General features: G+C 45.3%; 13 protein-coding genes and 1 pseudogene. 11 read left to right on the top strand and 3 right to left on the bottom strand.

Features of this window, described 5'->3' with window-relative positions; all coding sequences use genetic code 11:
* Positions 1-17 precede the first annotated feature (17 nt).
* The gene (locus tag AC1DSE_RS07495) at positions 18-143 is read left to right on the top strand and encodes an IS3 family transposase (RefSeq protein ID WP_477527547.1); all 126 of its coding nucleotides are present in this window, start codon (positions 18-20) and stop codon (positions 141-143) included.
* 72 nt (positions 144-215) lie between these two features.
* On the opposite strand, the gene AC1DSE_RS07490 is transcribed toward AC1DSE_RS07495, so the two are convergent.
* Positions 216-866 carry a GDSL-type esterase/lipase family protein gene (locus AC1DSE_RS07490; RefSeq protein ID WP_430056094.1) on the bottom strand — a complete coding sequence of 217 codons (651 nt, stop codon included), beginning with the start codon at positions 864-866 and terminating at the stop codon, positions 216-218.
* A 264-nt stretch (positions 867-1,130) separates the two neighbouring features.
* Between AC1DSE_RS07490 and AC1DSE_RS07485 the strand changes: the two genes are divergently transcribed.
* The 10 genes and pseudogenes from AC1DSE_RS07485 to AC1DSE_RS07440 all read left to right on the top strand — a co-directional run bounded on the left by AC1DSE_RS07485 (position 1,131) and on the right by AC1DSE_RS07440 (position 18,998).
* Positions 1,131-3,440 (top strand): PDC sensor domain-containing protein, encoded by a 2,310-nt coding sequence (locus AC1DSE_RS07485; protein WP_477512712.1) that lies wholly within the window; start codon positions 1,131-1,133, stop codon positions 3,438-3,440.
* Between the two features lie 319 nt (positions 3,441-3,759).
* Positions 3,760-4,749, top strand: coding sequence for an ABC transporter permease (locus tag AC1DSE_RS07480; RefSeq protein ID WP_441881170.1), 990 nt, complete (start codon positions 3,760-3,762; stop codon positions 4,747-4,749).
* Positions 4,749-5,630, top strand: a complete 882-nt coding sequence (locus AC1DSE_RS07475; RefSeq protein WP_076270687.1) for a carbohydrate ABC transporter permease — start codon at positions 4,749-4,751, stop codon at positions 5,628-5,630. The genes AC1DSE_RS07480 and AC1DSE_RS07475 overlap by 1 nt, the downstream gene beginning before the upstream one ends.
* Positions 5,631-5,684: 54 nt before the next feature.
* The gene (locus AC1DSE_RS07470; protein WP_441881169.1) at positions 5,685-7,199 is read left to right on the top strand and encodes an extracellular solute-binding protein; all 1,515 of its coding nucleotides are present in this window, start codon (positions 5,685-5,687) and stop codon (positions 7,197-7,199) included.
* A gap of 84 nt (positions 7,200-7,283) precedes the next feature.
* Entirely contained in the window at positions 7,284-8,954 is a 1,671-nt protein-coding gene (locus AC1DSE_RS07465; protein WP_477512711.1) for a DUF4091 domain-containing protein, read from the top strand.
* Between the two features lie 48 nt (positions 8,955-9,002).
* A complete protein-coding gene (locus AC1DSE_RS07460) occupies positions 9,003-10,766 on the top strand; it encodes a glycoside hydrolase family 35 protein (protein ID WP_477512710.1) in 1,764 nt (587 codons plus the stop codon).
* 56 nt (positions 10,767-10,822) lie between these two features.
* Complete coding sequence (locus AC1DSE_RS07455; RefSeq protein ID WP_477527546.1) at positions 10,823-16,105, top strand: polysaccharide lyase family 8 super-sandwich domain-containing protein; 5,283 nt, start codon at positions 10,823-10,825, stop codon at positions 16,103-16,105.
* An 18-nt stretch (positions 16,106-16,123) separates the two neighbouring features.
* Positions 16,124-17,242: a glycoside hydrolase family 88 protein gene (locus tag AC1DSE_RS07450; protein WP_477512708.1), complete on the top strand. Its 1,119-nt coding sequence runs from the start codon at positions 16,124-16,126 to the stop codon at positions 17,240-17,242.
* Between the two features lie 16 nt (positions 17,243-17,258).
* Positions 17,259-17,450: pseudogene (locus tag AC1DSE_RS07445) on the top strand (DMT family transporter); the annotation flags it as partial.
* A 33-nt stretch (positions 17,451-17,483) separates the two neighbouring features.
* Positions 17,484-18,998, top strand: a complete 1,515-nt coding sequence (locus AC1DSE_RS07440) for a CehA/McbA family metallohydrolase (RefSeq protein WP_477512707.1) — start codon at positions 17,484-17,486, stop codon at positions 18,996-18,998.
* Positions 18,999-19,117: 119 nt separating this feature from the next.
* Here AC1DSE_RS07440 and AC1DSE_RS07435 read toward each other — a convergent pair whose 3' ends face one another.
* Both AC1DSE_RS07435 and AC1DSE_RS07430 read right to left on the bottom strand, forming a co-directional pair.
* The gene (locus AC1DSE_RS07435; RefSeq protein WP_477512706.1) at positions 19,118-21,028 is read right to left on the bottom strand and encodes a family 20 glycosylhydrolase; all 1,911 of its coding nucleotides are present in this window, start codon (positions 21,026-21,028) and stop codon (positions 19,118-19,120) included.
* A gap of 129 nt (positions 21,029-21,157) precedes the next feature.
* The gene (locus AC1DSE_RS07430) at positions 21,158-21,757 is read right to left on the bottom strand and encodes a TetR/AcrR family transcriptional regulator (protein ID WP_477512705.1); all 600 of its coding nucleotides are present in this window, start codon (positions 21,755-21,757) and stop codon (positions 21,158-21,160) included.
* Positions 21,758-21,887 lie beyond the last annotated feature (130 nt).

The raw sequence follows: 21,887 nt of genomic DNA, 5'->3' as shown, positions 1-21,887 counted from the left end.
CACTCTATCCTTATCATATCCGAAGTTTAGAAGAGGCACAAAGGAGAATTGAAGAATATTTGCATTTCTATAATAACGAGCGACCGCAGAGAAAACTAAAAAAACTGACGCCTGTTGCTTACAGACGTCAGCTTTCTGCCTAGGTGTTTTTTGCAATGTCTACAAATAGGGGTCTTGACCAATAGAGGGAAGGTGTCATTTTTTTATTTCTAAAACTAATTGCGAGAAGCAAGATAGGGAATTAATCCGTTTGCGATCACTTGATGACCTCGATCATTGGGATGGATAGGCAGAGTACCGCTCAATGCATCTTCTAATCTGCCATTACGATAGCCATAGATTAGTGAGGCTTGTTTTCCTTCAAACCATCTATGAGCGGGAGCGATTTGTGCATGATAGCTTTGGGCAACCTCAATCGTTGTGTAATTTAATTGGTCGATAGCAGCAGCTGCTAGAGAACTATTCGGAAACGGATTATATTGCGTGCAGCAAATAATACGGGCGTCGCTTACGCTTTTTATATGAGCGAGAATGGCTCGTAAATTTTGCCTGTAGGGAGTTAAGATCGGTTTTATAGCTATTTGCTGTTGGTTCTTAATCGAAGACAATGCAGCGTTTGCTAAATCTACCCCTCCAATCCAAACAGAAACAACATCGGATTTGCTTATAGCAGCGGAACCCTTCCAGATGACTGCGTTTAATAGATCATGACTGGTCCAGCCCGGACGTGCTAATACATATCCAGTTGCCCTGCGGGAACGGGAGCGTGAATTTAAAGCGGCAACGGCTAGTTGGGGATATGCTTTTGCGAGTGAGGAGGCATTCTCCCCATAGGTAATAGAATCTCCAAGAGCTGTATAGAGCATAACGATATCACCCACCCTATTCTTAATCATATAGACAATGCAAATAGGCTAGTAAAGGTTTGACATTGACAATTAACAGTCGTTTATTCTTCTATTTCGCTAGTGCATCTCTATAGTTATAGTATTGCAATGCTATGCTGTTTGCGTGGACATTTGTTCAGCAGCATGTAAATTAGATAAATTCATTAATAATTATTGACTTCATTTCAAATGATTTGTACGCTGTGCTGAGGAGCAAAGTCTATCAACATAGGAGTCGACAGAATGAAGCTTATAGAAGGTAACCGAATAATTAATCGTAAAAGCTTTCTGAAGTATCCATCATTTTATCGCAAAATGATTGTTTTTACGTTATTATCATCAATCATTCCTATCATTATCCTTGGGATCACCAGCTATATTTTAACTTCCAAAACGGCTAAAGATAATGCCAGCCAAGACATTACTCAGGTCTTAAGCTACGCTTCAGAGACCATCGATAATGGGCTTGAAAGAGTAGAGAATAACTTAATTCAGCTGGAGATGAGCTCGTTCTTCACTTCAGACTTGAAGGAAATGAAACGTACCAATTATTCCGGTTTTTATTCGAGTATCTATCAGAACATGTTGGCTTTTATGAACGGAAACCCACTTGTTAAGGATATTTTGCTATATACATTGGACGAGAATTATTTGATTTCGTCTACTTACGGTGGCAAAAAAATGGAGTCGGCAGTGGAACGGGAAAAGTATGAGAAGCTGCTGGAAAACAATCAGCAATTAGTTTGGCAGGCTGGTTATTCCCAAGGCGGTCAAGTGTACGATTCTGGTATTACCTTAACGAGTACAATTCCTTTACATACAAAAGATCCGATCGGTATTATTCAAGTCATTATTGATAATAAAGCGTTTGAATCTCTAACTAAAAAATTTTTGAAATACAAGAACCAGCATATGTTTGTAATCGATGAAGGCGGCCAGCTCGTATTCCATATGAATGGATCTGAAGTGCCTAAAGATTTGTTTGAGTTGATAACGGTTTCACATGAGGGCAAGCAAGAGTTTTTATATCAATGGCAGGACCGGGAGTACTTAGTTACTTCTATGGTATCTCCAATCAAGAAGCTGCTGTTTGTGGATATGATTCCAACAGCGGAGCTTTACAGCAGCGCAAGGAAGATTGCGGGTATAACGATTGGCATCGTGCTTGTTGTTCTTGCTGCGGGAATTACGCTTGCTATGATTGGCACGAAAAGGGTATATAGTCCGATTCGGAAGCTGGTCTCTCATATTAGTGATAATCAACAAGCGGATATGGGGACAGACGAATTTAATTATGTGCAGCAGCGGTGGAAGGAAATTAACAGTAAGGCGAGTCAGCTGGAAGGCCAAATCAATCAGCAGTTTCCGCTTATTCGGGAGTTGTTTGCTTTAAGGCTATTGGAAGGGCAGTTTAGTCATGAACGACGTGAACATTTGCATGAGCTTCTGCGCAGATACGCTATTCCAGAGACACAATGTGCAGCTGTTTTTATTATTTCATATGATCACCTATCGGACGCAGGCAAGTTTCAAGAGTCGGATAAGGATTTAATTTTGTTTATTATAAAAAATATGACGACAGAATTGCTGGAGCAGCAGCAGCTAGAAGGCTTGGTCATTAATGGATTAAATGATCAAGTTGTGGTTTGGTTGTGGACAGAAGATGAAGAAATGAATGCATGGTCAAACAATCTGAAGTCTGGCATTGAAAAAATACGACAGCAGATCACTCATTTTCTGCAATCTCCAGCAACGATTGGGTTAAGTCGTGCAGCCTCGCAGGTAGAGGAATTGCCCGATTTATATCGTGAGGCGCAGCTTGCTATTTATTCGAGGATGATTAATGGCGGCAATCAGATTATTGAGAGCAAAGGGCTTGCGGTTTCAATGATGTATCGTTATCCAGCAGAGATCGAGAACCATCTTATCGATTCATTGCAGGTCGGTGATCTCGCTGAAACGAAGCGTTTGCTTGATGCTTTTTCCAATAAAGTTCAATCTGCTGTGCATAATCCCGAGCTTATTAGGATGTCGTACGATCAATTGTTGTCTACGACTTTACGAACCGTCTACTTAATGAATATGAGTCCAGAGCAGCTATTTGGAAGAACCGCTAGTGAGCTCAATTTCGATATGAGATCATGTGCAACAATTCATTCCATTAATGAGTGGCTGATAGATCGTATATTTGAGCCGATTATGATGTCCGTGAGCGGCAAGCGGAATCAAGAGTATGAGCAGCTTATAGAAAAAGTGACAGACTACATTGCGGCAAATTATAATCTTGATATTTCTCTGGATCAGTGTGCACAGATTTGCAATCTGACTCCTCAATATTTAAGCAAGCTGTTTAAGCGAACGATGGACATCTCCTTTATTGAGTACCTCACACAAGTTCGTGTAGAGAAGGCTAAGGAGCTGCTGGAAGCAACAGATTTGATGGTGAATGAAATAGCAGAGCAGGTAGGCTACAACCCTAAAAATTTCATTCGTGTATTTAAGAAGCAGGTTGGATTGCCTCCGGGACAATATCGAGAAATGCATCGCAAGTAAATTGCCATACAAAATCGAATAGGCTTATTTCAAAAAGGCTTTGCTAAGAGTGAGAGAATTGTAACCTCTCCATTTTGCAAGCCTTTTTTTTATTTTATGGGGTGCGAATTTATAATCTGGCAGGGGTTAAAGAGATTAATTAATGAGACTCGAAGCAGCCACAAACCGTGTAGCAGCAAGGGATTCTCAATTATTGCTCAGTCGTGCTGAGCGAATAAGAATTGGTCATTGCCCGGCGGAAGCTTCGGCTTGTAAGATGCAGACATGAAACCATATGAGCAGCCAAGTTTAAACAAAATTGTTGGAGGTGGTGAAACCCTTGCCGCAATCTAATCCTGAATTAGCGAACGCAAGTTTATCACAAGGACATGAACCTAAGTGGCAAAAAACGAGAGATTCAAAGTGGTCTCAATTTAAAGTCATTTTAGGCCGAGAAAAATATTTGTACGTATTAGCGCTCCCGGGTATTCTCTTCTTTCTTATTTTCAAGTACTTGCCCATATGGGGGCTGGCGTTAGCTTTTAAAAACTATTCCCCATACTTAGGCTTTTGGCAAAGCGAGTGGGTCGGATTCAAATATTTTAATGAGTTTTTCACGAATCCAGACTTCCTGCTTTTATTTAGAAATACGATGGCGATTAGCTTGCTGAACATCGTTTTCTTTTTCCCGATTCCCATCGTTCTCGCTATTCTCATTAATGAGGTTCACAATCGCACATTTAAGAAAACCATTCAAACGATTATTTATTTACCGCACTTTTTGTCTTGGGTCATTATTGCAGGGATTTGCTTTATAATCCTCGGACAAAGCGATGGTATTATTAACAAGATTATTGTCGAATTAGGTGGCAAACCGATCGGTTTCTTGACGGAGCCGAATTACTTCTGGGGTTTGTTGACTGCACAGAGCATTTGGAAAGAAGCAGGCTGGGGCACAATTATTTTCCTCGCTGCCATTGCGGGTATTAATCAAGACTTGTATGAGGCAGCGCAAATTGATGGTGCAAACCGTTGGAAGCAAATTGTGAATGTTACGCTGCCTTGCATAAAGAGCACAATTATTGTATTGCTCATTTTGCGGCTTGGACAAGTGATGGAGGTTGGGTTCGAACAAATTTACTTAATGATGAGTTCTCCTGTATCACATGTGGCTGATGTATTTGATACGTATGTATACCGAACGGGCATTCAAAATGGTCGCTTCAGTTATGCGACGGTCGTGGGCATATTTAAATCGGTGGTTGGTCTTATCCTTGTCGTTACAGCCAATCGTTTAGCTAAAAAATTCGGTGAGGAGGGTCTTTACTAATGCATAAGTCCCTCGGTTATAAAGTGACAAACGGTATTATTTATACGGCGCTTGGTCTAATTGGACTCATCACGCTGCTGCCTTTTCTATATGTCATTGTTGTTTCCTTTACAGATCCCTCGGAGTATTTGAGAAAGTCGTTAATTATAATTCCAGAGAAGTGGAGCCTTTCCTCCTATAAGTACATTTTATCGACTCCAATGTTTATGCGTTCATTGGGGGTCAGCGGCTTCTTGGCTGTTGTGGGTTCGGCAATCGGTATTATCGTTACAAGCGCTTTGGCTTATGCCTTGTCGCGGAGACGATTTTTCGGTAAAAAGTTTTTCCTCGTTGCGATTCTAATGACGATGCTGTTCAACCCGGGTATGATTCCGAACTTCCTTTTGGTTGAAAGCTTGGGGCTTATCGATACCGTGTGGGCGTTGATTTTACCGGCTATTACGAGCGCTTGGTACGTATTTTTGATGAGAAATTTCTATCAGGAATTGCCGGAGGAGCTGGAGGAAGCAGCGAAGATCGATGGATGCAATGATATTGGGGTTTTCTTTCGAATTATGTTTCCAATCTCGATGCCAGCAGTCGCTGCGTTTGGGCTATTCTTTGCAGTAGGCTTCTGGAATACGTACTTCAACGGCGTATTGTACATTAACTCGGATGAACTTCGTCCGATGCAGGTTGTGCTGCAGATGATGCTGATTCAAGCTTCAACCAATATAGCGGACCCATCCGTAGCTGCAATGCTGCAGAGTGAGCAAATGCTCCCACCAGAGACGATCAAGATGGCGGCGGTAGTCGTTGCGTCTCTGCCTATCATTATGGTTTATCCGTTCCTGCAGAAGTATTTTGTAAAAGGTATGCTGGTTGGTTCCGTAAAGGGTTAACGGACAAACGACCATTATATAGGGATTTACTACAAATAAGGGAGGGTTTTAAAAATGAAAAAAAGAAGCTTTGGCATGACGCTTTTGACGCTCGTTCTTACGACAAGTTTAATTGGCTGTTCGAATGGTGGCGAAGCTAAATCGGCCGGCAATAAAGAGGGTAAACAAAAGCCAGTTGATATTAATATTGGCACGATGACTTATGGTGAATCTCCTAGCAGTGATCTCGAAAGTGTCCAGAAGCTCAATGAAAAACTAAATGTAAAGCTGAGCATCGATTTTTATCCGATTAATAGCTATAAAGAGAAGCTGAATGCTTTGCTTGCTTCCAAGAGCTTGCCTGATGTCATTCTTATCGAGGATATCAATGATCCTGCATTCTCAACCGCGATTGAGCAGGGTGCATTCTGGGATTTGACCCCGTTCTTGCAGCATTATCCGAACCTAGCAGGTTATCCGGAGAATGCGATTGAGAACATTAAGTTCAAGGGTAAATCCTACGGTATTCCGCGTGTTCGCCCATTGGATGGACATGAATCTCTCATTATTCGTCAAGATTGGCTTGATAAAGTGGGGCTGAAAGCACCAACGACGATGGATGAGCTCTACAAAGTATTAGAAGCTTTTACAAAAAATGATCCGGACGGCAACGGTAAAAACGATACCTTTGGTATGGTGCAAGCGAGTGTCAGCCCTTATATGATGACGATGTTTGGCGCAGGCACAGCGTGGAAGGAAACAGCTGAAGGCGGTCTTGAGCCATACTGGCTGACAGCTGAAGCAAGAGAAGCGCTTGAATTCTGGAGCAAGGCGTATGGCGATGGTCTTATTACGCCGGACTTGCCAGTGATGAAGCCAAGCCAAGTGAAAGAAATGATGATTCAAGGCAAAGCGGGCATCTCCTTCGGCAATATTAACGAAGCGTTTATTTTCGGACAAGAGCTGCAAAAAATTAAGCCTGAAGCAGAATTGAAGGCGTATGAAATTCCAGCTGCCAAAGACGGCAAAAAGTACAATGAACAAGCATATGGCTACTATGGATTGTTCCTAGTCAGCAAAAAGGTTAGCGAAGACAAGCTGAAGAAAATTCTTGAGGTTTATAACGAAACGGCGACTGAAGAAGGCTACAATCTCGTTACCTATGGTATTAAAGACAAGGATTATACCGTATCGGAAGATGGTTCAATCGTTCAAACCGATGAAGGCAAGAAAAAAGCATATGGTACAGCGACGACTGCACAATGGATTTCCGGTTATTTCAACAAATATCAACGTGCTGAAGGACCTGGCATGCCGGCAGAAGTTAGAGATTACAACCGCCAGCTGGTAGATACCATCTCAGCATCTTCAATTAAGAATCCTGCTGCAGGGCTGCCAACGACTGAAGTATGGATGGAAAAAGGCGGCGATTGGCAGAAGAAGTTTGTTGATATGTACACAAACGTTGTCATCCGCAAAGCAAGCATGGAGGACTGGGACAAGTTTATTGGCGGGCTTAAAGCCGACGCCAGCTTCCAGCAGCATCTGAAAGAAACAAGTGATTCTTACAAAGCGTTAGCAAGCAAGTAAGTAAATAAGCCCGGTAAGTTCGAATAGGTCAGTCGAGTTTACCGGGCTTATCTTTTTTATTAGATCATGTAGGGGGAATATGAAGTGGAAAAGTTAAATGGAGCTTTGCAGCTGGAAACGAGATGTATCAGTTCATTGATCAAAGTATTCGCCGATGAAGAACTGCTTGCAGCTGCGGTAACTAGAGGCTCGGCACTGCTTGGTGAATCCTATTCGTTCCAGGTTGCATATCGGGCAGATGTACTTATGCGGCAGCTGCAGGTTCGGGTGGAGTCCGAGCTTGAGCAAGCATTGACCGTACGAACGGTAGAGCTGGTACCCGCCAATATGGTGAGCTATCACGATGCAGATAATCATGTGCTGAGAAGCACGCCCGGCTTGTATCCAGATGCATTAATCCCATTTGATGCAGTCCGCGGTTTAACCGGTTATCCAAGCCAATGGCGTTCTTTATGGATAACTGTCGAGGTTCCGATGGATGCGAAAGCAGGTTTATTTGATATTCGTATTTATCTCATCAATGATAGCGGCGAGCAAGTAGGCGAGGAAACATTTACGCTGGAGGTAATTGCGGCAGCACTGCCCGAGCAGTCACTTATCCATACCGAATGGTTCCATGTTGACTGCTTGGCTACCTACTATAAAACGGACGTATTTAGCGAGTACCATTGGCATTTGATTGAGCAGTACATCCAAACCGCTGTGAAACATGGAATGAATATGATTTTGACCCCTTTGTTTACCCCTCCGTTAGACACGGAAATTGGAGGAGACCGCCCAACCGTACAGCTCGTTCAAGTTGAACGCGTGGGGGATGATTACCGATTTACTTTTGAAAAATTAAAGCGCTGGATTGCACTGTGTGACCGCAGCGGCGTGAAATATTTTGAGTTCTCTCATCTCTTTACACAATGGGGTGCCAAGCATGCACCGAAGGTAGTCGGCACGGTTGATGGTCAGGAGAAGCAGCTGTTTGGCTGGGATACGGATTCCAAGGATTCGGAGTACACCGAATTTCTTACGTTATTTTTGCATGAGTTAGTGTCATTTATAAAAGAAAACGGTTTAGAGAAGCGGGTTTATTTCCATCTGTCGGATGAGCCAAACCTTGCGGACATGGACACCTATCGCGCAGCGAGTGAGCTTATTGGACCGATTTTGGAAGGATTTCCGATCATTGATGCACTCTCAGAGTATGAATTTTATGAAAGTGGTCTAATTAAGCACCCCATTCCGGCTAGCAATGCGATTCAGCCATTTCTTGAACACGGGGTAGAGGGATTATGGTCGAATTATTGCTGCGCCCAATACAAGCTTGTGTCTAATCGCTTTCTCCATATGCCGTCTTCGCGCAATCGTGTATTAGGCATGCAGCTGTACAAGCTGAAGCTTGCAGGTTTCTTGCATTGGGGCTACAACTTCTGGTATGCGCAGTTCTCGAAGTATCCGATTAATCCGTTTCAAGTGACGGATGCAGGCGGCGGTTTTCCAGCGGGGGATGCATTTCTCGTATATCCAGGTGCTGAAGGGCCGATTGAGTCTATCAGGCTGGAGGTGCTTACAGAAGCGCTGCAGGATCTGCGAGCGCTTGAGCTTCTAGAGCGGAGTACCTCACGAGAAGCGGTAATTGCTTTGCTCGAAGATGGCTTAGCGCAGGAGCTATCCTTTGAAGCATATCCGCGTGAGACGGAATGGTATATCCGCAAGCGTGAGGAAATTAACCGTCTAATTGGCGAGCATGCAAATTCGAAGTAGATATGGCAAGTCAAATACATCAAGTTCATGAGCAGAGGAGTAAATGACATGGCATCATTCAGAGTGCAAGGTAATCAATTTCTTTATGAGGATAAACCGATAACGATTTTGTCGGGGGCGATTCATTATTTCCGTGTTATTCCGGGGTATTGGAAGGATCGATTGCTTAAGCTGAAAGCCTGCGGTTTTAATACAGTTGAAACGTATGTCGCATGGAATATGCACGAGCCGCAGGAGGGTAAGTTCTGTTTCACGGGTATGGCGGATATTGTAGCGTTTATCGAGATAGCAGCAGAGCTGGAATTGCATGTCATTGTACGTCCAAGTCCATACATTTGTGCGGAGTGGGAGTTCGGCGGCATGCCGGCTTGGCTGCTTGCTGAGGATGGAATGCGCTTGCGCTGCAATGACGAGTTATTTTTATCAAAAGTAGATGCTTATTATGATGTGCTGCTGCCGATGCTGAAGCCTTTGTTATGTACAAACGGCGGTCCAATTATTGCAATGCAAATTGAGAATGAGTACGGCAGCTATGGCAATGATCTAAAGTATCTTGAGCATATCAAGGAAAGCATGATTTCGCGCGGAATGGACGTTCTGCTGTTTACCTCAGATGGCCCGGAAGATTTTATGCTGCAGGGCGGGATGATTCCGGGTATTCTTGAAACCGTAAACTTTGGTTCGAGAACAGAGGAAGCTTTTAACAGCTTAAAGCAAGTCCAGCCGGACAAGCCGCTCATGTGCATGGAGTATTGGAATGGTTGGTTCGATCACTGGAACAAGCCGCATCATACGCGGGATGCACAGGAAGCGGTGCAAGTGTTTGAGGATATGCTGAATGCTGGCGGATCGGTTAACTTCTATATGTTCCATGGAGGTACGAATTTCGGATTCTATAATGGAGCCAACAACCACGGGAAATATGAGCCGACGGTAACGAGCTATGACTATGATAGTCCACTAACCGAGTGGGGGGATATTACGGAAAAATACGTCCTGTTAAGGGAACTAATCGCAAAACATTTTGGCACGGCGTTAATGCCGCTTCCGGATCCTGTTCGCAAAATGGGATATGGCCATGTTCAAATGAAGCCGGTCGCGCCGTTGTTCGACGTGCTGCCGCTGCTGTCGACACCCGTGCAGCGCACTTGCCCTGAACCGATGGAGAAGCTCGGACAGGATTATGGATTTATTTTATATACAACAAAGGTTTCGGGCCCAAGACTCAATTGTTCACTTGTTTTGCAGGAGGTTCACGATCGCGCGCTCGTATTTTTAGATGGAGAGTATAAGGGAGTTATCGAACGCTGGGACCCACAGCCAAGCGAGTTCGATGTGCCGGAGGGCGGGGCAGAGCTTCGTATTCTAGTCGAGAATATGGGCAGAACCAACTATGGACCGTATTTGCGAGATTATAAAGGGATTACTGAAGGGGTGAGATTAGGCTTCCAATTTCTATATGATTGGACGATTCATTCGCTGCCGCTTCATAATATTGCTCAACTTGAGCAAGCGCCTGCTGCTGAAGAGCGAGTACAAGACATAAGTGGACCAACCTTCTACCAAGGCTCCCTCCACATTGAGCAGGAGTCGGATATTGCAGATACCTTCCTGGCACTTGAAGGCTGGACCAAAGGAATTGTGTTCGTAAATGGTTTCAACCTCGGACGTTACTGGGAAGCAGGGCCGCAGAAGACACTTTATGTTCCAGGTCCGCTGCTTCGTACCGGTGCAAATGAAATTGTAGTGTTCGAGCTGCATGGAGCGAAGACGCTGCAAGTGACGCTTCAAGATACACCTGATTTGGGGTAGTGCAAAGTATTGCAAAGTAATACCATCATGAACTGAAGATAGGAGAGGGTTCATTCATGAAGATCAGGAAGAAGTCTATTTCAATTGTAGTGGTATGCTGTATGGCATTTCAGCTTTTGTTTGCGGGGTTGCCTATGCTTGGCGGTCAAGYGGTTGCGAGTGCAAATACAATGGTTAATTTGATTACTAATGGAGGCTTTGAAGAAGGCAGCTTAATTCCGGATAAAGGTTGGCAGGATGGAGGAAGACCAGCGGGTTGGGGCGTATGGCGCGCAATGGAAGGCAATCAGAATGTATCTGTTACGGAGGCTGTCTATCACACGGGAGCACGATCAGTGCAAGTGAAACACGACAAGCTTGCTAGAACCGACATCGTTCCTGATCCGCTTGTTCCGATTACACCAGGGCAGACCTATAAGCTGCAGGCTTGGATGAAGACGGATCAAGTGCTGCCGGAAAATGTGAGTAAAGGCGTATATATTCGTACACAGTATTGCGGTGCTGATGGGAAAAAGATTGAAGACGGTCCTTATCTTCCTTATGTAAGAGGGACAACGGATTGGACCTCTTATGAACTGCTGCTGCAGGTTCCAGATAAGCCGCAAGTTGCCAGCTTTAAGGTTGAAATATTTTTTGAGACGGGTACAGGGACTCTATGGATTGACGATGTAACGCTCACTCCATTCAAAGATATTACGTCCATCGTGCTTAGTCCACAAAACGTGAACATGGATAAGGAGCAAAAAGTCCAGCTGATTCCTACTGTGGCACCTGCGAATGCACCGATGGATGACCTGATTTGGAGCTCCTCCAATTCGCTAGTAGCAACGGTTCAAAATGGCGAAGTAACGGCTCATGATTACGGTACGGCGGTGATTACTGCTGCGACGAGCGATCGTAGAGTATCCGCACAAAGCTTCGTTACGGTAGAATCGGACGCACAGAAAAAAGCGTATGAAACGCTTCGCAAAAAATGGGCGGCAAAGCTGGTTGGCGGAGAAGGGATTGATATGAATGATCCTGAGCTTGCTGCAAATGTTGAAGCCTTAGTAAACCGAATGACGAATAAAGAAGATACCGGAAGATGGGACAAGCTGAATAAAGCTGTTGATGCGGATGCATTATGGGAAGACGTCATCAGCAAAACTCAAAATGATTCGTGGCGAATTTCCTGGGCGTACGGCATTATTCGAGATCTCTCGTTGGCTTATTCTATGAAAGGCTCCTCTCTTTTTCAAAACGAAGACTTGAAAAACGATATTATTCAGGCGATGGAATGGATGCTGAAGTATCAATACAATTCCAGCAAGAAGATTACAGGAAACTGGTGGGATTGGGAGATCGGAACACCGCAGGAAATTATGAATATCCTATCGCTCATGTATGATGCAATGCCGCCAGATTTGATTGCGAAATATATTGAAGCGATTGATAAGTTCGTGCCCGACCCAAAAAAACGTGTAGCGAACTCAGCAACAATTGAGACAGGAGCAAACCTGCTTGATAAAGCACTCGTTGTGACGCTGCGTGGCATTGTAGGTCAACATGCCGCTAAAGTCATGCAGGGACGCGATTCGATTGCGGATGAGTTCTTGTATGTGAAGAAGGGGGATGGGCTTTATGAGGATGGTTCCCTCGTTCAACATACAAGCATAGCGTATACCGGCGGTTATGGTGCGGTATTGCTCGGACGTATGGCTGATCTATTTTATATTTTTGCAGATTCAGAGTGGGCGATTTCAGACCCGAGTGCAAGCAATGTTTATAACTGGGTAAAAGATTCTTTTGAACCGCTTTTATATAAAGGTGCGATTCTGGACTCGGTCAAAGGTCGCAGCATTTCTCGTGCTGCCGATTCTGATCATATTACAGGGCGCTCCATTATAATGACGCTTCTGCGACTGGCTCAGTCTGCACCGCCAGCCATAGCAGAGGAAACCAAAAGTATGGTGAAGGAATGGGTACGTTCTGACACGACATTTGAAAATTATTACGAAGGATTGCCATTATATGAACTTCACTTATTAAAGCAATTAATGCAGGATGACAGCGTTGCTCCTCGTGGCGAGCTTGTGCATACGCAAATGTTCGCAGGTATGGATCGTGCGGTTCAGCTTCGTCCTGACTTCGGGCTTTCTATCAGTATGTTCTCGGATCGCATTGCAGCGTTTGAATATGGCAATGGCGAGAATAAGAAGGGCTGGTACACCGGAATCGGAATGACAAATGTGTACAATAGCGACTTGAAGCAGTTTAGTGATCATTATTGGCCAACGATTGATAGCTATAGGCTGCCAGGAACAACAACGGATCGTTCTTACAGAGAGCCCGCAGAATGGGGCAATTATATGAATGGCAAGGACTGGGTTGGCGGCTCAGTGATCGATGATTACTATGGGGCTGTGGGTATGGAATTCTCGCTTGCAGGCAGTACAGGGAGCTCCTTGCAAGGAAAAAAATCATGGTTCTTGTTTGATGATGAAATGGTTGCAATAGGCTCTGATATTGTTAACAACACAGCGAGCATGACTGAAACGATCGTTGAGAACCGTCAGCTGACCGAAGCGGGTACCAATAAGCTTATTGTGAACGGTCATGAAATGCCAACAAGCTTAGGCTGGCAGGAGCAAATGACGGATGTAAAATGGGCTCATATGGAGGGCAATGCGGTCGGTTCTGATATTGGATACGTATTCCCTTCGGGAGAAAAAGTGACAGGCAAACGTGAAGCGCGCGAGGGAGCATGGAGCGAAATTAATAAGGGTGGCCCAGCGGATATAGTGAAGCGCAATTATTTAAGCCTTGCCATTGAGCATGGCATATTGCCGACAGCTGGCACTTATGAATATGTGCTTCTCCCGGGCAAGACGCCGGAGCAAACGGCGGCATATGAAGCGAATCCCGACATTCAAGTACTGGCTAAAACGGAGAAGGTTCATGCTGTAAAAGAAACGAAGCAGCAGGTTACAGGTTTGAATTTCTGGGAGGCGTCTGCTTTCCAGTATGTAAAGACCGATAAACCTATTTCCATGATGATGAAGGAAAAAGGCAGTGAGCTTACCATTGCAATTGCTGAACCTACACAGAAGCAAGGCATGGTAACGGTTGACCTCGGTAAAATAGGACTGCAGATTATTGCACAAGATCCGAGCATCCAGGTCGTACAAACTTTCCCGTATACTCGCTTGGCAATCCATACGCAAGGAGCAGCAGGAAAAGTCCATACGATTACGTTAAAGGTTGATCCGAGCCAAACGATCAATATGGAAGCCATGCAGCCGGAGGAAGGTAAAACTTTTAAAATTCCGGTGATGGAGGATACCTTCGTTCGTAGTGGAGCAAATCATGCCAATGTAAACAATGGCTTCAAAGATTATGTTGAAGTGCGTGAGTATGGCGAGGGATATACACAACGATCCTTCATGAAGTTTGACCTCAGCAGCATCTCTGGTGATATGGAGTCTGTAAAGCTGAAGGTCTACGGAAAAATAAATGATGGCGATGCCAAATACGACTCGAACATAATCGGTGCTCACCGCGTTGAGGACGATTCTTGGAAAGAGACCGAGATGGTGTGGGGCAATCAACCGGCTTATGGTGATGCCATCTCCACAATTGCTTTCCAAAAGGTTGATAAATGGCGTGAATACGAGCTGGTAGACGCCGTAAAAGCGGAGCTGCTGCGTGATCAGCGTTTAAGTTTAGCATTGATCGAGCAGCCAGGCGTAAAAGGCTTGAATACACAGATCAAGAGTAAAGAAAACGCCGCGTTTGCACCATATTTGGAAGTGAAAATGAAGGCATCTGAGGGTGCAAAGGTGACGGAGATTACCGTCACACCACCAGAAGCAACGCTAAAGCAGGGTAAGCAAGTAAAGCTTGAAGCGGCTGTGAAACCAGACCATGCAAAAAACAAACAAATCGTTTGGACTATGAGCGATGAGCATCGTGCCCTAGCAACGCTGCAAGTCAATAATGGACAGGCCGTTATTACAGGCATGCTACCCGGCAAGGTGGAGATTATTGCAGCTTCTGTCGATGGAGGGTATCAAGCGACGGCGACTATTGTAATTGAGGCGGCGGAAGTAAAACCAGATCCGGAGCCAACGCCAAAGCCTGATCCGACACCAACACCGACTCCTAATCCAACGCCGAGCCCGGCACCTGGAGGTTCAGGTTCAAATGAGATAACGATAAAAGAACGGGTTCAGGGCATGCTTGGCGGCGAATTAAAAATGGTCAGTACAGACGAGCAATTGGCGGCTGGGCGGATTTTAGTTTCAATACCGAATGGAGCCCAAAGCGTTCAGCTCTCATCCGCTGCCATTTCGAAGTTGCTGGAGTGGAACCGCGAAGCTATGCTAATTGTGAGCGGGACCAATATGTTTATTACTCTTCCACTAAAGCAGATGGATAATGCTGAAGTGGTCAATGGCTTGCGAATTGGAATGGAGCCTATTGCTGAAGACGCAGTTACAACGATTACAGACCATGCCAAAAAATTAGGTGCTTCACTCGTTTATATCTCTGACCAAGTTGTAGTGGAGGCGGACTCCTTGCAGCGAATGTACAGCAGCTTGATTAATGCTGGAAAGCTAGAAATGAAATGGACGATAGAAACGAAAGCAAATCCGGCTCATTTGGCGGGGCTGCGTTATGACAAGGAGCGCAAAGCGCTTGTTCCAGTTCCAATGAAGCTAAAAGCAGTTGGAAGCGGTGTAGAAGCAACCTTTGACGGCCTGCCAGGAGAAGCCTACCTGTTGGTTGAAGCAAACAAGACGTTTGCGGATCTTGGGAAGCACTGGGTCAAGGATGATGCGCAATACTTGGCATCTAAGTTTATTATGCAAGGAAGAAATGCAGATACCTTCGCACCTCAGGCGGAAATTACTCGCGCAGAGATGGCTGCTATAATCGCTCGTATGCTGGATCTTGGTGTGAAAGGCTCAAATCTAACGTACACCGATGCAAGCGACATACAGGGCAGTTGGTACGAGAATGATATTATTCGAGTGCATGAGGCTGGACTGATGAACGGTTATGCAGACGGCTCGTTTAAGCCAGAGCAAACCATTACGCGCCAAGAATTGGCGGTGCTGATTGCTCGCGTCATGAGTAAGATTCAACCATACTGGATGACCGGGGCAGATACTGCTCAACTTCATATTTTTTCGGATTCCCAAAATATTGCGCCATGGAGTGTAAAGGAAGCAGCAGCAGCGGTAAATAATAGACTGCTGCAAGGGGACAAGCAGCAAAGATTTAACCCTGCGGCTTTAGCGACTCGTGCTGAAGCAGCCGCTATCGTGAAGAGAATGCTGGATCAGATATATCGGTAGCTGAGAGGATGGAAGGACATGTGGAAATCGGCAATTGAAGATGCAATGGAGAAGACGAAAAAGAACATCCAGCGTTTTGGGGTTCGCTTCCCGCATGTCAGTGTCAATAACAAGTATGAACTCAATGACAATGAGGATTGGACAAACGGATTTTGGAGTGGAATGCTGTGGTTATGCTACGAATATTCCGGAGATGAAGCTTACCGTGATGCTGCTCGGCTCACGGTAAAGAGCTTCAAGCGTCGTATGGAAGAGCATATTGTGCTTGATCATCATGACATTGGTTTCTTATACACCTTATCCTCGCAAGCACAGTGGATTTTGGAGCGGGATGGGGAAGCAAGAGAGCTGACATTACAGGCGGCAGACGTGCTTTTGCGCCGCTTTAGAGAAAAAGGGCAATACATTCAAGCTTGGGGACTGGCTGGAGACGAGAAGCATGGCGGGCGCATGATTATTGATTGCCTCTTGAATCTTCCATTGTTCTTTTGGGCTTATCAACAAACGGGTGATGAGCGTTATTATAAGGTTGCCGTTAAGCAGGCAGATCAAAGCCGCCGCTACCTTGTACGAGGTGACGACAGCTCCTATCATACCTTCGTTTTTAATGAAGAAACCGGTGAGGCGCTAGGCGGCGCAACACATCAAGGGTACACCAACGGATCGACATGGGCTCGCGGCCAAGCATGGGGTATTTATGGCTTTGCACTTGCCTATCGCTACACCGGGAATAAGGCGTATTTGGATACAGCGAAACGGATGGCAGCCTATTTCCTCTCAAAGCTGCCAGAGGATGATGTAGCTTACTGGGACTTTGATGTTCAGGTCGAGGAAGGGACGTACCGAGACAGCTCTGCTTCTGCGATTACAGCCGCGGGCTTGCTGGAATTAATGAGTCATCTGGACGATAACGATCCAGATCGCGCTGAATTTGAACGGAAGCTGAATTTGTCGATGACCTCACTTGTTCGTCATTACTCCACGATGGGAGAAGAGGCAGAAGGGTTATTAAAGCATGGCTCTTATTATGTAAGAGGCAATACAGCGCCGGATGATTTTATGATCTGGGGAGACTACTTTTACCTTGAGGCACTTATGCGGATGGAAAAAGGAATAAAAGGTTACTGGTACGAGTAAATGGAGTAAGAGAGCAGGCTTTTATTTGTTATTTTTATTTGCTATGAATTTAGACCCGCTGTCTCATTTATCTCCAATACGCGAGATCGGCACCGTCTTTGGTACGCTGCTCGGTATTATAGTCCTGAAAGAGCAGCAGGGGAAAATGCGGATTGTGATGTCGATTGCGATTACCACAGGAATTATAATAATAGGCACGCTTGGATAGTTACAGAATTATAGGAATGGAAGGTGAATAACTATGAATAAAGGACAAATTTCCGTTAAGCTGGAGCAGAATAACGGCTATTTTCCGATTGCGGTTGAAGAAGAGTACGACTGGCTTGCGATTCGCTTTACGTATGAGAAGGAAAACTCGTGGGGAAGATTGCATTTATTCGATGCAGAGAACAATATCCGCTTCTGCTTCCTAGATGGTGGAAACGAGCGGCTGATCGTCGTTCATAAGCAGGTAGAATTTACGAGTCCTATAGCGATGCCCGGTCCCATTGTTCAAGGCATATGGACGCTTGAGGTTTCAAATGAAGAGGGCAGAATGTTCGAAGCAGAATGGGAGTTTGGCCATGGCGCTCTTCCGGCGGAATATGAATCGACTCAGCTGCAGGGCGGGCGTGAATATTGGAGCACTGGCAATTTGGATTTTGGCGTCACGATGGACAACTACGACTGGGCGAAGGTGTGGAAGATGGGGAGCCGCTATTACAAAGGTGATTTCCACACACATACAATATTGTCCGATGGTAAAATGACACAGCTTATGAACCGTGAGCAAGCGGTAAAACAGGGTCTGGATTTCTTTGTAGCGACGGATCACAATGTACTGTCTACATCATGGGCGAAAGGAGAGGCACTTGTTATTCCCGGCGTAGAAGTCACAGCTGGTGACGGGCACTGGAATGCACTTGGTCTAAGGAAATGGATCGATTGGAGAGCGACTGCACAAGACGGTGGCTTGACGACGCAGCAGGGAATGGACCGATTAATGAAGGAAGCAGCGGAGCTCGGAGCGGTCTGCTCCATCAATCATCCGATGCTGGCACCTTGGGCATGGCTATATGGGGAGACGCAGCTAAAGGGATTACACTCCATGGAAATATGGAATGATCCGACCTTTTCTCCAAACACTGTAGCTACCGAGAAGGCATTGCAGCTTTGGACGGCAAGCTGGAATGAAGGTTATCGTATTACGGGAATTGGCGGTTCTGACTCTCACATGCTGCCTACAGATAAATATGAAGATAGCCCTATTCCTTCTTTAATTGGCGACCCATCCACGTATGTATGGTGTGATGATTTGAGTGCAGACAACGTATTAGAAGGCGTGAAAAATGGGCATGTTTATGTGTCGCGCGGACCCGTGCTTGAAGCGTCGATTCAAGTCAGCGGCCACGATTACCGATTCGGCTGTGATTTGTCTGATGCGTTTAGTTTGGGGAAAAGCGAGGCTGCAACCCATGAAGTGAACTGCACATTAAGTGTAGCGAGTGATGTGATCGCTCGAGTAACCTTAATTCACAACGGTATTGTTGAATCAGTGAAGGAAGTTTCTGCGGCGACTGCGGGGGAAGCGCCAGCGGCGCTGGAATGGAATATACCTTGGGAAGAAGCCGCGTATAACTGGTATCGCTTTGATATTCGCGATGAAGCGGGAATGCTGCTCGCCTTTACGAACCCATTCTATTACGGTTCTAAGCAGCCGCAGATTACAACTTACAATGAGCTCTTGGCAAGCGCTAATCTGACACAAGAGGGTTAGGGCAGGCTTTCGTATACGCTGGAGCTTATACATTTCATAATAAACAAGCCCGTGACGACGATGATTGTATAGTCATCATCCGTTCACGGGCTTTTAGTCTAATTATTCATTCAGTTCACTTAAAAAGGGTTCAAAACATGGAAGAAGACGTTTGGCGATGCCATCCGATAATAATAGCTGCACCAGCCTACTCCTTTGTGGTTGAAGCGGTTTACTGTGCTGTACACCAACCGTTCCTGTTCCAGCTCTTCGATCCTCGCAATTCGTCCCTCCACATAGTCCATAATCCTAACGGACGCAGTATCCAAGCGACTAATAACTCCGCCATAACGAATGTCGATGACTTCCCAACCAAATGGTTTGAACATGCGCAGCCACTGCGAGCGATGTGCTATTCGAAGCTCACGTACTGCCTCTGCAATAGCGGTCAACTTATTCATGGCTAGGTGTCTCAGTTTATCATTATCCTTTGAATCATAGGCTTGCTTAAGCGTAATGCCGATTTCGCTCTTTAGCTTCAATACGGCGCACAACTTCTCAGGCACCTCGAACAAATAATCAAGCGCAGCATCCTTATCGCGTTTATTATGAATTTGCAGCTCTAAGTTGGCATAGTGACTGTTCAGATCCAGCCCTTCAATTTGCTTGTCGAAAATCCCGAGCAGCACATCTTGGTATAGTAGAAACTTTGAAGGGTTGCTTTGCTTGCTGTTGTTTGGCTCCGATCCTGGAATTTCGTCGAGATCCTTCAACTGCATGAAAGCTTCTGCTTCTATTCCAGTACAAAACTTAACCCGTTCCGCCAGCTGTTCTTGCGTTGGCTTTTGTTCGGAGTAAGCGTGCTCCGCATAAAGCTGCAGACCAAGCAACGCTGCGAAAGGATTTCCCTCATTGCCGTCGTCGCCCCACATGGTTGCATATACTTCGCGGATGCCTTGCTGTTTGCATACTTGCAGCGCAACATCTGAAGCGTTCAGCGATAAGCCGTAATTCACGCCGAATGTGTTGAAAATCCAAACGGCTCCTGCGAATACTAAATTACAGCCGAGCGGCCGATGATTAGCGATAACCCTCTCGTAATCCTCAGCTTCCAAATGTACATAATCCCAATACACCATGTCGACGTCTTTGGGGATGCGGCTGGCCATTTCCTCGGGAATGGAGGTATCTTTATCGTAATATTCATCGCCGTTCCCGGAAGCGAGCTTGAGGAACATATCACTCCACATCATCGGTTTCAAGCCGCGGCTGCGAGCGACCTCAAGTACCTTCTCCAAATGTGAAGTCATAATAGTAAAGCGACTTTCGTAGCCATTCAAGTCCAAATATTTGCCGCGGCCAAGCTCCTCTGCTTCGTCCATTCCGATATGAAGCTTGCGACTGCGGAACGGCGAGCTGGCAGCATCAATCATTTTTTCGATTAGCTTATCTGTCCGTTCGTCACCGACGAGCAAGGCGCCTTTCGTATCACGGTAATGCTTAATCGGCTCCCATTTTAGAAATTCCTCCAGATGCGCGAGTGTTTGTATGCTTGGGAAAGCTTCGATACCAAATTGGTCGGCATAGTCGTCAATCTCCTTCAGCTCCGTATGCGTATAACGGCCCCGCATGTAACCAAAATACGGTTCGCCTTCAATTTCGTATGTATCCTCCATGTACAGCATGACCGTGCTCATTCCCATTAAAGCCATCTTATTCAGCATGGATTTAAAGCCGTCTAAAGTAAGCACCGCGTTGCGGGAAAGATCAAACATAGGTCCAATTTGATCGAACTGCTGCTTCTCACGAATATGGAATGTGCTGCTCTTGCGGCTATGTTGAATGAGCAAGCCAAGTCCGCGGAAAAATTGATGTTTTTGTCCATAACGAATATAAGCCTTGTCCTGTTCAAGGCCAACTTCCAGTTCACCTTGGGATGCTTCAATATGAACGGGCAGCCCGTCCTCTTGCAAGTCAATTCCCAGCTCTTTTATGAGCAGCTGTGCACCAGGCATTAGCTCCGCAATCTGGCCCTCGAAACGTAACTTCATATGATTTCCCTCCAGCATTTCGGATTTTGTGAAGATGATAACCACAAATAATTTAATGCTATTCCAACCATTTGATGAAAGCAATAAGGACTTCATTCGCACATTTGAGGTGCATCACGCTTTTATATGTTATGAACGATCCTTCAGAAGCAAGCCGTTTAACACGAGGGAAAGACTCTGCAAAGCCTTACTCAAGCCATCCTCTGCGTTTTCGGCGTTGGCCAGCCAAAACGCAGTATTAATTAGCGCTCCATTTAATAACCGCGCTAAAGCTTCGTGATCTGTCGTCTTTATCACTTGATCTATCATTAAACGATGAAGCATATCAGCCATCGTTGCGAGACATTGGGACTGAGATGATTGCGAATAAGCATTTCCGAGAGCCGAGGGTGCATCTCTAAGTACGATTCGTTGAATTTCCGGCTCAAGCGCCATGGCAAGATATGCGTGGCAGCGACCGACGAACCCTTCCCAATTTCCTTCGGCTGTATCTGAAATTTCGGCTAATCTGCTATCCATTTCAGCATCTATTTCGTTGACAACTGCTTCTAATAACCCTTTTTTGTCGCCAAAATGATGATATAACGCACCGCGCGTTAACCCCGCGGAAGCTGTAAGCTCATCCATCGATGTGTTTGCATACCCAATCGTGCCAAATGCTTCTCTAGCGGCATTCACTAGTTTGATTCGAGTTTCTGCAATCATTTCTGATCTCGTTTTGCGAACCATGTTTCCTCCTGCTTGCATTCTTTTTTTAATCATTGACATACGCGCCGTATGTATTTATATTATTCACATACACGGCGTATGTCAATTCATATTTCGACTCCCAAATCAAACAGAGTCTAAATAAAAAGTT

It is taken from the genome of Paenibacillus sp. 01L418 (assembly GCF_056400045.1).
Note: the sequence above shows the minus strand (reverse complement) of the source record. Positions and strands in the feature narration are given on the sequence as shown.